This window comes from Aureimonas sp. SK2 (assembly GCF_029813115.1).
Classification (GTDB): domain Bacteria; phylum Pseudomonadota; class Alphaproteobacteria; order Rhizobiales; family Rhizobiaceae; genus Aureimonas.
This window is the reverse complement of record NZ_JAPZDS010000073.1, coordinates 1-618: the sequence shown is the minus strand read 5'-3', so window position 1 is coordinate 618 and position 618 is coordinate 1. Positions and strand designations below refer to the sequence as shown.

At 63.1% G+C, this 618-nt stretch carries 1 protein-coding gene; it reads right to left on the bottom strand.

Annotated features, from left to right (window positions below; translation table 11 throughout):
* Nucleotides 1–618, bottom strand: a 618-nt coding sequence (locus tag O5O54_RS22260) for a transposase (RefSeq protein ID WP_279484030.1), incomplete at both ends; no start/stop codon positions are given.

Here is a 618-nt window from a genome sequence, read left to right as displayed (position 1 = left end):
GGTCATGAACAGGCGCGCCGTGGGGTTTGTCCTTGCGACCGCCATGAGGCGGCGGTCCAGAACCTTGATCTGATCAAGCATTGAGGCTCTCGCCTTCATCAGTGTCTCGGCAATGAGACGCATCTCCGGGGACGCATCGAGTTCGCTGGCGATGATCTCATCAGCCCGTCCGGTGAACCCTCCGACACGCTTGCCGAACAGAACGCCGAAGGTGCGCAGGAGGCCTCGGATCTCGTTCTCGATCTTGACGCGGATCCGCACCAGCATCTCGCGAGCGACCAGAAGAGAGCGGACCTGGTAGCTGTCGCGGCTCTTGATGCGCACTTCCTTGAACCAGCCGGTCCGCATGATCTGCGCCAGGCCAGCCGCGTCGTTGCGGTCCGTCTTTACAGGTCTCATCTTCAGAGCCGCGTTGGCATGTCGGGCATCGATGCACAGGACCGGAAGACGGCGTGCAGCGAGTTCATTCCAGAGCCACACGGCCAGCGGCCCCGTCTCGAGCCCGACCCGAACGAGGTCAGGCGCCTTTTGCGTCAGATAGCTGGTGATCGCGTCCGGACAGGTTGCGACCTTCTTCTCGGCGAGGATCCGCCCGGCCTCGTCGACGACGCAGATCGC